The organism is Brachybacterium aquaticum, assembly GCF_014204755.1.
Taxonomy (GTDB): Bacteria; Actinomycetota; Actinomycetes; order Actinomycetales; family Dermabacteraceae; genus Brachybacterium; species Brachybacterium aquaticum.
The window spans coordinates 705,285-716,636 of record NZ_JACHLZ010000001.1 but is presented as its reverse complement, the minus strand read 5'-3'; the positions used below and the strand labels follow the sequence as shown (position 1 = coordinate 716,636).

14 protein-coding genes are annotated in these 11,352 nt (G+C 73.8%); 2 read left to right on the top strand and 12 right to left on the bottom strand.

What is annotated here, in order from left to right:
- Positions 1 to 8: 8 nt before the first annotated feature.
- Genes HNR70_RS03215 through infC form a run of 5 tightly spaced genes read right to left on the bottom strand, consistent with a single transcriptional unit; the run spans position 9 to position 4,312 of the window.
- Positions 9 to 2,147, bottom strand: coding sequence for a bifunctional copper resistance protein CopD/cytochrome c oxidase assembly protein (locus HNR70_RS03215; RefSeq protein WP_246375135.1), 2,139 nt, complete (start codon positions 2,145 to 2,147; stop codon positions 9 to 11).
- Positions 2,144 to 3,055 (bottom strand): TrmH family RNA methyltransferase, encoded by a 912-nt coding sequence (locus HNR70_RS03210; protein WP_184324387.1) that lies wholly within the window; start codon positions 3,053 to 3,055, stop codon positions 2,144 to 2,146. The genes HNR70_RS03215 and HNR70_RS03210 overlap by 4 nt, the downstream gene beginning before the upstream one ends.
- A 19-nt stretch (positions 3,056 to 3,074) precedes the next feature.
- Entirely contained in the window at positions 3,075 to 3,455 is a 381-nt protein-coding gene (gene rplT, locus HNR70_RS03205; protein WP_115413366.1) for a 50S ribosomal protein L20, read from the bottom strand.
- 58 nt (positions 3,456 to 3,513) lie between these two features.
- On the bottom strand, positions 3,514 to 3,708 hold the full coding sequence (gene rpmI / locus HNR70_RS03200) for a 50S ribosomal protein L35 (RefSeq protein WP_184324386.1): 195 nt from the start codon (positions 3,706 to 3,708) through the stop codon (positions 3,514 to 3,516).
- A gap of 25 nt (positions 3,709 to 3,733) precedes the next feature.
- The gene (infC, locus tag HNR70_RS03195; RefSeq protein ID WP_221421244.1) at positions 3,734 to 4,312 is read right to left on the bottom strand and encodes a translation initiation factor IF-3; all 579 of its coding nucleotides are present in this window, start codon (positions 4,310 to 4,312) and stop codon (positions 3,734 to 3,736) included.
- Between the two features lie 343 nt (positions 4,313 to 4,655).
- Between infC and HNR70_RS16165 the strand changes: the two genes are divergently transcribed.
- Entirely contained in the window at positions 4,656 to 5,552 is an 897-nt protein-coding gene (locus tag HNR70_RS16165) for a DUF4352 domain-containing protein (protein WP_184324385.1), read from the top strand.
- Between the two features lie 100 nt (positions 5,553 to 5,652).
- The gene (locus HNR70_RS03185) at positions 5,653 to 6,078 is read left to right on the top strand and encodes a DUF1844 domain-containing protein (RefSeq protein ID WP_184324384.1); all 426 of its coding nucleotides are present in this window, start codon (positions 5,653 to 5,655) and stop codon (positions 6,076 to 6,078) included.
- A 74-nt stretch (positions 6,079 to 6,152) separates the two neighbouring features.
- Here HNR70_RS03185 and HNR70_RS03180 read toward each other — a convergent pair whose 3' ends face one another.
- The 7 genes from HNR70_RS03180 to HNR70_RS03150 form a co-directional block, all read right to left on the bottom strand.
- Positions 6,153 to 7,037, bottom strand: a complete 885-nt coding sequence (locus tag HNR70_RS03180; RefSeq protein WP_312857547.1) for an SseB family protein — start codon at positions 7,035 to 7,037, stop codon at positions 6,153 to 6,155.
- Positions 7,034 to 7,768 carry a bifunctional 1-(5-phosphoribosyl)-5-((5-phosphoribosylamino)methylideneamino)imidazole-4-carboxamide isomerase/phosphoribosylanthranilate isomerase PriA gene (gene priA, locus HNR70_RS03175; protein ID WP_184324383.1) on the bottom strand — a complete coding sequence of 245 codons (735 nt, stop codon included), beginning with the start codon at positions 7,766 to 7,768 and terminating at the stop codon, positions 7,034 to 7,036. Before priA ends, HNR70_RS03180 begins: the two co-directional genes overlap by 4 nt.
- 125 nt (positions 7,769 to 7,893) lie before the next feature.
- The gene (locus HNR70_RS03170; RefSeq protein WP_184324382.1) at positions 7,894 to 8,052 is read right to left on the bottom strand and encodes a CG2302 family histidine operon protein; all 159 of its coding nucleotides are present in this window, start codon (positions 8,050 to 8,052) and stop codon (positions 7,894 to 7,896) included.
- Entirely contained in the window at positions 8,049 to 8,798 is a 750-nt protein-coding gene (hisH, locus tag HNR70_RS03165) for an imidazole glycerol phosphate synthase subunit HisH (RefSeq protein ID WP_312857546.1), read from the bottom strand. The genes HNR70_RS03170 and hisH overlap by 4 nt, the downstream gene beginning before the upstream one ends.
- A complete protein-coding gene (locus HNR70_RS03160; protein ID WP_184324380.1) occupies positions 8,795 to 9,403 on the bottom strand; it encodes a hypothetical protein in 609 nt (202 codons plus the stop codon). Before HNR70_RS03160 ends, hisH begins: the two co-directional genes overlap by 4 nt.
- On the bottom strand, positions 9,400 to 10,068 hold the full coding sequence (gene hisB / locus HNR70_RS03155; protein WP_184324379.1) for an imidazoleglycerol-phosphate dehydratase HisB: 669 nt from the start codon (positions 10,066 to 10,068) through the stop codon (positions 9,400 to 9,402). Before hisB ends, HNR70_RS03160 begins: the two co-directional genes overlap by 4 nt.
- Positions 10,065 to 11,207 (bottom strand): histidinol-phosphate transaminase, encoded by a 1,143-nt coding sequence (locus HNR70_RS03150; protein ID WP_376768814.1) that lies wholly within the window; start codon positions 11,205 to 11,207, stop codon positions 10,065 to 10,067. The genes hisB and HNR70_RS03150 overlap by 4 nt, the downstream gene beginning before the upstream one ends.
- Positions 11,208 to 11,352: the final 145 nt, after the last annotated feature.

Below are 11,352 nucleotides of genomic sequence, written 5' to 3'. Positions count from 1 at the left end.
GCGCGGGATCAGCGAGGCGGGGTCGCCTCGTCGTCCGACGACGACTCGTCCGACACCGCCACGTTCGACACCGCCCCGTCCGACGCCGCCCCGTCCCCGACCGGGCCCGTCGGCCGCGACTCCCCGACCGCCGCTCCCCCGCCCTGCAGGCTCGCGAGGTACGCGTTGTACGCGGCGAGCTCCGCCCCGCCGTCGCGCTCGGCCTTGCGGTCGTACTGGCGGGCGCGGCGGTCCTCGGAGCGCATCCACAGCACCGCGACGATGATCGCGTAGCCGACGGTGGGGACCTCCGAGATCGCCCACATGATCGACGCGCCGCGCTCCTGGATGAGCATCAGCCGGTCCGGGTCGTACATGCCCAGGTCCGTGTACCAGTTCTCGGCGATCAGCCAGGTCGCCGAGTACAGCGCCACCCCGAAGAAGGCGTGGAACGCGAGGGTGACCAGCAGCGTGAGCAGCTTCATCACCGGGTTGATCGGCCGGGGCGCGGGGTCGATGCCGATCAGCACCCACGCGAACAGGTACCCCGAGGCGAGGAAGTGCACGGTCATCAGCACGTGCCCGGCGTGGTGGTACATCGCCAGCTCGAACAGCGGCGTGAAGTAGAAGACCACGAGCGAGCCGGCGAAGAACAGCCCGGCCACCGGCGGGGAGGAGATCACCCGGGAGTATCCGGAGTGCAGCGCCGCGAGCACCCATTCGCGCACGCCGCGGGAGCCGTCGGTGCGCGGGGCGACCGCGCGGGACAGCAGGGTCACCGGCGCGCCGAGCACCCACAGCGGCGGGGCGATCATCATCATCGCCATGTGCTGGACCATGTGGGCGTCGAAGCGGAACAGGCCCCAGGCCGCAGCGCCCCCGTTCATGACCCAGGCGAAGGCGAGGCAGCCGGCGATCCAGCTGAGCGTCCGCACCCACGGCCAGGCGTCGCCGCGGCGGGTCAGCCTGCGCACGCCGACGAGGTAGAGCCCCGCCATCGCCGCAGCGATCCCGAGGGAGACCCAGTCGGGCTGGACCACGGTGAACAGAGCGCCCGGGCCGAACTCGCGCTCGGGCGGGAGGTGGCCGGCCAGTGACAGCACGCGCAGGTCGCCGACGACGGGGACCTCCTGCGGCACGGGCGGGGCCGAGCGGCCGAGCGCGATCGACGCTCCGATCACGGCGGCGAGGAGGATCCCCTCGGTGAGCGCGAGGTGGCGGAAGCGCAGCCGGTCCCCGAGGCGGCGGCGCTGCAGGGCGCCGAGCACGGCGAGGGCGAGGAGGCCGACGGTCTTGGCGAGCACGACGCGGCCGTACCCGGTCGTGACCAGGTCCGCCCAGCTGTCCAGGCGGATCGAGGCGCTGAGCAGGCCCGAGAGGGCGAGGACCACGACGGCCGCGAGCGCCCACGGTGAGAAGCGGGCGACGACGGCGCGGTGGCGCTCGTCGTCCAGGCGCGGACCGAGCAGGCCGATGACCAGCAGCCCGCCCGCCCACACGGACACCGCCACGATGTGCAGGGCCATGGCGTTGACGGCGTTGACGTGGTCGAGGCTGGCGCCGGCGTGGCCCGCGAGGCCCAGCGTGAGCGCACCGATGCCGGAGAACGCGAGGGCCCAGCAGGCGAGCACCGTGGTGCGGACGGCGAGGGCGAGGCCGTGGAAGAGCGCCGCGAGACCGGCGAGCACGGCGACGACGAGCTGCAGGCGGCCGAGCTCCCCGCCCAGCGCGACGTCCCACAGGTTCAGTCCGGAGCCGGGACCGGCGGCCTCGAGCCCTCCGAGGGGGACCTGGGCGAGCGAGGCGAGCGCCCACAGCAGCGCCCCGGCCGCGGCGAGGCGCACGGTCGCGCGGCGCACCGGGTCCAGCGCGGTGGTCTCGCGGCGGGAGGGTCCGGGCAGCAGCAGGACGGCGACGCCGCCCGCGCCGATCGCGAGCAGCATGCCCAGGTGGTGCAGGGCGCGGACCACGGGCAGGCCCCAGGTCACCAGGGGGCTCGCAGGGATCAGCTGGGCCGGGGCGAGAGCGCCGGTGGCGGCCATGCCGAGGAGCGCGGCGGCGAGGGTGAGGAGCAGCAGGGCGGGCAGGAGCAGCCGCGGGAGGATCCCGGTCCCGCGGTCAGATGCGGTGGTGGCGGGAACGGTCGGCGTGGTCATGCCTTCGGTCATGCCTCCAGGCGTCGGCGGCGGAGCGTCTCGAAGAGGCAGACGGTCGCGGCGGTGTGGACGTTCAGGGATTCGGCGTGCCCGGCCAGCGGGATCCGCACGGTCAGGGGCGCTGCGGCGAGGGTCGCCTCGTCCAGGCCGTGGGCCTCGTTGCCGAGGATCCAGGCGAGGCGCGCGGGAAGCGCAGTGTCGAAGAGGTCGCTGTCCGCGTAGCCGCTGGTCGCGGCCGCGGTGACGTCGGCGGCGGCGAGGGCGGGCAGGAGCGCGTCGATCTCGGCGCCGGTGAGGACCGGGAGGTGGAAGAGGCTGCCGACGGAGGCGCGCACCGCCTTCGGCGAGTACGGGTCGGCGCTCGTGCGGGTGAGCAGCACGAGGTCGGCGCCGGCGGCGTCGGCGGTGCGGATCATGGTGCCGACGTTGCCGGGGTCGCGCACCTCGTGGAGGACGACGACGGTGACCGGTCCGTCCGCGGGCAGGGCGCGGACGGCACCCAGCGCGGCGGCCGGGTCCTCGGCGGAAAAGGTGGCCAGCGCGATCGCGCCCTGCGGGGAGACCAACGCTCCCCCGACAGCAGCCCCCGGAGAGGCATCGGCACCGCCCTGATCGCCGCCGCCGTCACCGCTGTCGCGGACCATGGCGCGCAGGATCTGCTCGTCGACCTCGCGCAGCGGCGCTCCGGCCTCGGCGGCGAGGGAGGCGAGCTCGGGGTGGTCGGCGCGGGCGCGCACGGTGAGGAAGACCTCGAGGGCGAGGTCGGCGCGGTGGGTGAGCAGGGAGCGGACGGCCTGCGGGCCCTCGACGCGGAAGCGTCCCTGCTTGCGACGCGCCGAGCGCCCGGTCAGTGCCGCCGCCTTCCTCACCCGCTCGGAGCGGGGCGAGGTGAGGGGGGACTGATCCGGGCGCTCGGTCATCGCGGGTGCTGCTGCGATGTCAGGCCGCGGGGGCGTTGACGTCCTTGGGGAGGGCGTTCTTGGCGACCTCGACCAGGGCGGCGAAGGCCGGCGCGTCGTTGACGGCGAGCTCGGCGAGCATGCGACGGTCGACCTCGACACCCGCCAGGCCGAGGCCCTGGATGAAGCGGTTGTAGGTCAGGCCGTTGGCGCGGGACGCAGCGTTGATGCGCTGGATCCACAGCTGGCGGAAGTCGCCCTTGCGCTTCTTGCGATCGCGGAAGTTGTAGGTCTGCGAGTGCAGGACCTGCTCCTTCGCCTTGCGGTACAGGCGGGAGCGCTGGCCGCGGTAACCGCTGGCCTGCTCGAGGATCTCCCGACGCTTCTTCTGGGCGTTGACCGCCCGCTTCACGCGTGCCACGTGATACTCCTTCAGTCGTTAGTTCAGGGGCGCGGGAGACGTGCTCCCGCGAGGGCGATCAGCGGCCCAGCAGCTTCTTGATGCGCTTGGTGTCGGCCTTGTCGACGTTGGTGTCGGAACCGAGGCGGCGCTTGCGGGTGGAGGACTTGTGCTCCAGCAGGTGGCGGGCGTTGGCCTTCTCGCGCATGAGCTTGCCCGAGCCGGTCACGCGGACGCGCTTCTTGGTCCCCGAGTGGGTCTTGTTCTTCGGCATCTGCCTTGTTCTCCTTGTTACGTTCTCAGGACTCGGAGCCGGTCTCGGCCTCGGCCTCGGGAGCGGACGTCTCGTCCGCGCCGCGGGCAGCGGCCTTCTCGGCATCGGTCTTGCGCTTGCGGGCCTCGGCCATGGCCTGGGCCTTCTTCTTGTGGGGTCCGAAGACCATCACCATGTTGCGGCCGTCCTGCCGCGGGTGCGACTCGACGAAGCCGAACTCCGAGACGTCCTCAGCCAGACGGTTGAGGAGGCGCACACCCATCTCCGGGCGCGACTGCTCGCGGCCGCGGAAGCGGATGATGACCTTGACCTTGTCGCCGCCGGAGAGGAACTTCTCAACGTTGCGGCGCTTGGTCTCGTAGTCGTGCTTGTCGATCTTCAGGCCCATACGGATTTCCTTCTGGACCGTATTCGCCTGGTTCTTCCGCGCCTCACGGGCCTTCAGGTTGGCTTCGTACTTGTACTTGCCGTAATCCATGAGACGGGCGACCGGCGGGTTCGCACCGGGCGCGACCTCGACCAGGTCGAGATCTGCTTCCTGGGCGAGACGCAGGGCGTCCTCGACACGGACCTCGCCGACCTGCTCGCCGGCGGGCCCGACCAGGAGGACCTTGGGGACCCTGATCTGACCGTTGATGCGCTGTTCGCTGATGTTGGCTCCTCACCTTGTTTCGAGTCGGAAGACGACGAAGGCCCCCGCAATCATGCGGAGGCCCCAAGGTGCATGCGCATCAGCGCAGGGCGGGCACGGCGGCCCACTCGCCGGCTCCGAGGACCCGGCTGCGATACTGACCCGGCGGCTCGAGGCCACGAGGTGGGAGGGACTCCACTTGAGGAACGTATGACGAGGGTTTCGACCTGTTCCAGTCGTCTATCCTAGCAGGAGCTCGACGTCCGTCCAGGTGATGTGCGTCGCGCCGGCAGGTAGCGAACCACGAGGAGTCCAGGTGCAGACCGACCGCGAGGCGCCCGACGAGGGCGGCCCGAGCACCGACGGCGACCTCAGGAGCCCGAGCGATCCCCAGGATACGGCCGCCGCCCCGGCCCGCTCCGCGCACTCCGACGGCACCGCGCACTCCTACGACTACGGCGAGGCGCCACCGGCCGATGCCGCAGCCCCGTCGGACCCCGCAGCCCCGTCGGACCCCGCCCCCACCGGCACCCATCCCGCGACCGGTGTGCCGACCTCGACCACTCCTCGCGCGGTGCTGCGTCCCGTGCCGGAGGGGTTCCCGACCCCTCCCCCGCGCCCCGCGCGCCCGAACCGTCGGCCGGCGAAGCAGCCCGATCCGGCACCGCCCGCACGCTCGCGCGGCCCGCTGATCGCGGGGATCGCGGTCGTCGCGGTGCTGTTGCTGGTCGTGGCGATCGGCGGGGGGATCCTCGCGGTCCGGTCCCTGTCGGCCGACGACGGCGAGGCGCCTGCGGCGTCCGACGCGCCCGCCGCCTCCGAGGCCCCGGCCGGGACCGGTAGCGCCACGGTCGGCGACGTGCAGGTGGAGGCGACCGGCACCGCGATGGGGGTGCGCAGCGTCGGCGACAGCGGCTCCACCGTCGACCCCGAGGGCGAGTTCGTGATCGTCTCGTTCACGATCACGAACGAGGGCGACCAGCCGGTGATCGTGAACGACGGTCTCGAGCTCGAGACGGCCGACGGCGAGCGGCATCCCGTGGACGGCGCGGCCTCCCAGCGTCACCTCGCCAGCAGCAGGTACAACGGGATCGTGGGGACCGGCGAGTCCGCCGACTTCCACGCCGTCTTCGACGTCCCGATCGGTGCCGAGCCGACCGCATTCCGCCTCTCGCTGCCCGGCGGCGACGGCGTCGTGGACCTCGCGGGCTGACCGCGTCCGCTCACCGGCTCCTGCCCCCACCACCCCTCGACAGCACCCCGCACCATCGCGTCCCGACCGGGACCGCGACCGACCACGAAGGACGAACTCCATGACCGATCCCCAGCACACGCACGCCGACCGCACCGATCAGGACCACGCGGGCCACGACCACGCGGGCCACGACCACGCCGCGCAGGACACCACCGGTGCCGAGGAGCTGCGCGACATCGCCGAGGTCTCCTCGGTCGAGATCATCACCTCCGCGTGCGTGCACCTCATGAGCGCCGCCGCGGTGAAGGTGGGCCTCGCGGACGACGAGGACACCGGCCACTACCAGGACCTCGCCGAGGCGCGGAAGCTGATCACGGCGCTCGCGGGCCTGGTCACGGCCGCCGCGCCCGAGATCGGCAACGAGCACGCGCGCTCGCTGCGCGACGGTCTGCGCTCCCTGCAGCTGGCCTTCGCGGAAGCGCTGCCCTTCCCGGACGAGCCGGGCAAGGCGCCGGGCGAGAAGTACACCGGCCGCGTCTCCTGACGCGCACGGGCTCCTGACGCGCGCCGCGCAGGGGCGGTGCCGGGCGCTCCGTCCTGCTCGGCGCCGAGGGTTCTTCAGCTGCCCAGCACGAGCCGCAGCGAGCTGATCCGCTCGGCGACGAGCGGGGAGGCGCCGAGTCGCGTGGCGACGGCGCCGACGACCTCCTGCACCTGAGGTGCGGTGAGGCCGGGGCGCAGCCGGAGGTGGAGGTTCACCTCGGTCTGCTCGCCGGCGCGGGCGGAGAGGCCGAGCACCTGGTCGGAGGCCTCGGCGCCGATCCGCTCGAGCTCGGCGGCGAGCTCCGGGTCCTCGTGCGGAGGGATCCAGTCGCGGCCCTGGGCGAGCGCCCACAGCACGGAGCGGGGCAGGAGCACGGGGCCGCCCTCCTCCGCGGGGATCGCGGCGTCCAGCAGGAGCGCGGTGCAGCCCTCCTGCACGGCGGCCTGTGCGGCCTGCGGGGCGACGACGGGGACGGGCCTCGCGTCGGAGCGCCAGGCGCCGAGCGCGGCGACCGAGGAGAAGATCGGCAGCACGCGGGACCCGTCGGGCGCGGTGATCGAGACCATCGCCATGTCGGCGCCGTTGTCGCCGGTCAGGCCGTGGGCGGTGGTGCCGAGCTCCGTGGCGACCGCCATGATCGGCACGAGCACGCGGGAGCTCGCGAGGGCGGCGACGAGCGCGCGGCGGTGCGGATCCTCGCCCGCGCGGTGGGCGCGCAGGGCCCCGGCGAGGGCGGGCGGGGTCGAACCGTCGTCCCCGGGGAAGGGGCTGACCGTGTAATCGCGGCCCTCCCAGGACACCCCGGCGCTGTCGGTCAGCGGCGACTTCTCGCGGAAGTGCGCAGGCAGCGCGCGCCGCGCCTGCTCACCGCGCAGTTCCTGCTCACCCCGCTGCGCGCGCTCGTCCGTCGGCGCCTGTCCGTCGGCCGACGTGCCGTCCGGCCCGCCTGCGGAGGTCACGCGCGTCCCGCGACGTCGAGCGCCTCGCCCATCGTGAAGGCCTGGGAGTACAGGGCCTTGCCCACGATGGCGCCCTCGACGCCCTGCGGGACCAGCTCGCGCAGGGCGCGCAGGTCGTCGAGGGAGGAGATGCCGCCGGAGGCGACGACCTTCGCGTCGGTGCGGGAGCAGACCTCGGCGAGGAGGTCGAGGTTCGGGCCGCGCAGGGTGCCGTCCTTGGTGACGTCGGTGACGACGTAGCGCTGGCAGCCGGCGGCGTCGAGGCGCTCGAGGGTCTCCCACAGGTCGCCGCCCTCGCGGGTCCAACCGCGGGCGGCGAGGGTGGTGCCTCGCACGTCCAGGCCCACCGCGATGCGGTCACCGTGCTCGGCGATGATCTCGGCGGTCCACTCGGGGTTCTCGAGGGCGGCGGTGCCGAGGTTGACGCGTCGGCAGCCGGTGGCGAGCGCCGCGGCGAGGGACTCGTCGTCGCGGATGCCGCCGGAGAGCTCGACGTTCATGTCGACGGCGGCGACGACCTCGGCGAGCAGCGCGGCGTTGGAGCCGCGGCCGAAGGCGGCGTCGAGGTCGACCAGGTGCAGCCAGCTCGCGCCGCCCTCCTGGAAGGTCATGGCGGCGTCGAGCGGGGCGCCGTAGGCGGTCTCGGAGCCGGCCTCGCCCTGGACCAGGCGCACGGCCTGGCCTCCCTGCACGTCGACGGCGGGGAGCAGTTCGAGCACGGGAGCGGTCATGGGGGTGCCTCCTGGCGGGGTGGTGTGGCGGGTGGGTCGGGGCGGCCGACGGGGATGGGTGCCGGCGGGGCCGGCAGAGTGCGTGGGTCGGCAGGGTGTGTGGGCCGGCAGGGCGGCCGACGGGGTCAGCTGTTGCGGATCGTCCAGAATGCGAGGCCGGCGCAGACGAGGCCGAGCACGAGCAGCGCCGCGATCGACCACCACGGCTTCTTGGTGCGGATGAACGAGTACGCGCCGCCGAGCAACATGCAGCCGACGAACAGCATGACGAAGGCGCCGATCATGCGACGGGTCCCTCGCTCGTCCCCGAGGCGCCCTCGCTGCCGCCGTCGCCGGCATCCGCGCGGCGGGGCAGATCGCGCCGGGGCAGCGAGTCGAGCCAGTTGGTCAGCAGTCGCGCCCCGGCGTCGCCGGACTTCTCGGGGTGGAACTGGGTGGCGGTCAGGGCGCCGTTCTCGACGGCGGCGATGAAGCGGTCGCCGTCGTGCTCGGCCCAGGTGACCTTCGGGGCGGAGAGCGGACCGATCTGCTCCATCTCCCAGCGCCGGGCGGCGTAGGAGTGGACGAAGTAGAAGCGCTCGTCCTCGATGCCGGAGAACAGGGTGCTCTCCGCGGGGGCGTCGACGGTGTTCCAGCCCATGTGGGGGACGACGTCGGCCTCGAGGCGGGTGACCTCGCCGGGCCACTGGCCCAGCCCCTTGGCCTCCTCGCCGTGCTCGGTACCGGACTCGAACATGACCTGCAGGCCCACGCAGATGCCGAGCACGGGCAGGCCGCCGGAGAGGCGCCGCTCGATGATGCGGTCCCCGCCCACGTCGAGGATCTGCTGGACGGTGGCGGCGAAGGCGCCGACGCCGGGGACGACCAGCCCGTCGGCCGCGAGGGCCGCCTCGCGATCCGCGGTGAGCAGCACCTCGGCGCCGGCGGCCTCGAGGGCGCGGACCACGGAGCGGACGTTGCCGGAGCCGTGGTCGAGGACGACCACGCGCGGCGGGCGCTGGGTGGAGGGAGTCTCGGGGGTCGCGGTCACGGGCGCTTCTTCCCGCCGGACGAGATCCACTCGAGCGCCTGGGCGCGGGTGAGGCTGGAGGGATCCAGGCCCTCCTCGAGCTCGTCGAGCGCGGTCATGCCGAGCAGCAGCTCCTCGACGAGGTCGTCGACGGCGCCGAGCACGATCGCGGGCGAGATGTCCTCGCCGCGGTCGCCGTTCTTGTAGCGGGTCGCGGTCATGCGGTCGCCTCGGCGCCAGAAAACCACGATGCCGTTGCGCTGCAGGGCGGTGGAGGTGATGGAGGCGAGGTCGTGCGCGGCCGGCTCGGAGAGCGGGCCGATGGCGATCGCGCCGGAGGCGGTGTCGAGGGTGCGGGTGGCGGTGGGGATGTCGATCCCGTCGGTCCGCGCCTCGCGGCCCAGACGGATCACGCCCGCGAGGGCCTTGGCGCTCGCGACGGAGGTGGCCACCACGGCGACGGTGGGCACCTCCTCCTCGTCAGCCGGGGCGGCGGAGGACTCGGCCAGGACGTCGTCGACGGTCAGCGGGGTGTCGTCGAGCGAGAGCCCCTCGGTCAGGCGCGCGAACTCGGCGTCGATGTCGTCGGGGTCGGGGGTGGGGCCGGTGCGATCGTCGGTGCTCACAGTGCTCCCTTGGTGGACGGGACGCCGAGGACGCGGTCGTCGAAGGCGCAGGCCGCGCGGAGCGCACGGGCGAGCGCCTTGAACTGGGCCTCGACGATGTGGTGGGGGTCGCGGCCGTCGATCACCCGGATGTGCAGGCAGATCGCGGCGTGGTGGGCGATGGACTCGAAGACGTGACGGGTGAGGGACCCGGTGAAGTGGCCGCCGATGAGGTGCAGGGCCTGGGCCTCGCTCTCCCCGGTGTGGACGCAGTAGGGGCGGCCGGAGAGGTCCACGACCGCCTGAGCGAGTGCCTCGTCCAGGGGCACGAGCGCGTCGCCGAAGCGGGCGATGCCCTGCTTGTCGCCGAGCGCCTCGCGCAACGCCTGGCCGAGCACGATCGCGGTGTCCTCGACGGTGTGGTGGGCGTCGATGTGGGTGTCGCCGGTCGCCTTCACGGTCAGGTCGAAGCGGGCGTGGGTGCCCAGCGCCGTCAGCATGTGGTCGAAGAAGGGGACGGTGGTGGAGATGTCCACCTGGCCGGTGCCGTCCACGTCGAGGGTCACCTCGACGGAGGACTCGCGCGTGGCGCGGGTGATCGTCGCGGTGCGCGACGGACGCGCGGTGCCGGGCTGGGCGGCGGTGCCGGGCTGGGTTGCGGGATCGGTCGTTGCGGTCTCGGTCATCGGGGGTCGGCCTCCTCGAGGGCGGTGCGGAATGCGGCGTTGTCCTCCGGGGTGCCGACGGACACGCGCAGCCAGCCGGCGGGGCCGACGGCGCGGATCAGCACGCCGCGGTCCAGGAGTCCCTGGAAGACGGCGTCGCGGTCCGTGAAGGAGCGGAAGAGGACGAAGTTCGCGTCGGACGGGGCGACGTCGTGGCCCCGGGCGGTCAGGTGCGCGGCGAGGGCGTCGCGCTCGCTGCGCAGCAGCGCCACCCTGCCCAGCAGCTCCTCACGGTGCGCGAGCGCCGTGCGGGCCACGGCCTGGGTGACGGCGGAGAGGTGGTAGGGCAGACGCACCACGCGGACGGTGTCGACGATCGCGGGGTCGGCGACGAGGTAGCCGAGGCGGGCGCCGGCGAGCGCGAAGGCCTTGGACATGGTGCGGGAGACGACGAGGTTCGCGTGCTCGGGCAGGAGGGTGAGGGCGCTGGGGACGCCGTCGCGGCGGAACTCGCCGTAGGCCTCGTCGACCACGAGCAGGCCGCGGGTCGGCTCGAGGGCGCGGGCGGCGGCGCGGGCGACGTCGAGGTCGAGCGCGGTGCCGGTGGGGTTGTTCGGGGAGGTGAGCACCACGATGCTCGGGCGGTGCTCCTCGATCGCGGCGGTGACCGCCTCGACCGTCAGCGCGAACTCGGGGGCGGGGCCGCGCTCGGCGGTGACCCATGCGGTGTAGGTGTCGCGGGCGTACTCGGGATACATCGAGTAGTGCGGGGTGAAGCCGAGCGCCGTGCGGCCGGGACCGCCGTAGGCGAGCAGCAGCTGGTGCATGACCTCGTTGGAGCCGTTGGCGGCCCACACCGCCTCGGCGGGCGGGGCGGGGACGCCGGACTCGGCGGCGAGGTACTCCCCCAGCTCGCGGCGCAGGTCCAGCGCCTCGCGGTCGGGGTAGCGGTTCAGGCCCACGGCCGCGTCCGCAGCGGCGCGACCGATCGCCGCGGCGAGCTCCGGGGAGGGGCCGTAGGGGTTCTCGTTGACGTTGAGCGCATGCGCGACCTCGAGCTGCGGCGCGCCGTACGGGGCGGCGCCGGCGATGCCGTCGCGCGGGACGGGCAGCGCGGTGCGATCGAGGCTCGGGGCAGGGTTCAGCGGCATGGCCTCCATGGTAGTCAGCCCCCGCCGGGCGGGCTCCCGGCGTCCGCCGCGGGGGGCGCGGCAGGACGTCGGCCGACGGGCCGGGCCGCGTGCCTGCGGTGCTCCTGCGGCGCGGCCGACGAGGCGGCCGACAGGGCGGGCCGTGGCGCCCTTC

What these genes read in the sequence shown, in the direction of transcription:
- HNR70_RS03215 (WP_246375135.1), bottom strand. Translation starts at nt 2,147, where the DNA reads ATGACCGAAGGCATGACCACGCCGACCGTTCCCGCCACCACCGCATCT.
- HNR70_RS03210 (WP_184324387.1), bottom strand. Translation starts at nt 3,055, where the DNA reads ATGACCGAGCGCCCGGATCAGTCCCCCCTCACCTCGCCCCGCTCCGAG.
- HNR70_RS03150 (WP_376768814.1), bottom strand. Translation starts at nt 11,207, where the DNA reads ATGGAGGCCATGCCGCTGAACCCTGCCCCGAGCCTCGATCGCACCGCG.
- priA (WP_184324383.1), bottom strand. Translation starts at nt 7,768, where the DNA reads ATGACCGCTCCCGTGCTCGAACTGCTCCCCGCCGTCGACGTGCAGGGA.
- HNR70_RS03185 (WP_184324384.1), top strand. Translation starts at nt 5,653, where the DNA reads ATGACCGATCCCCAGCACACGCACGCCGACCGCACCGATCAGGACCAC.
- hisB (WP_184324379.1), bottom strand. Translation starts at nt 10,068, where the DNA reads ATGACCGAGACCGCAACGACCGATCCCGCAACCCAGCCCGGCACCGCC.
- HNR70_RS03170 (WP_184324382.1), bottom strand. Translation starts at nt 8,052, where the DNA reads ATGATCGGCGCCTTCGTCATGCTGTTCGTCGGCTGCATGTTGCTCGGC.
- rpmI (WP_184324386.1), bottom strand. Translation starts at nt 3,708, where the DNA reads ATGCCGAAGAACAAGACCCACTCGGGGACCAAGAAGCGCGTCCGCGTG.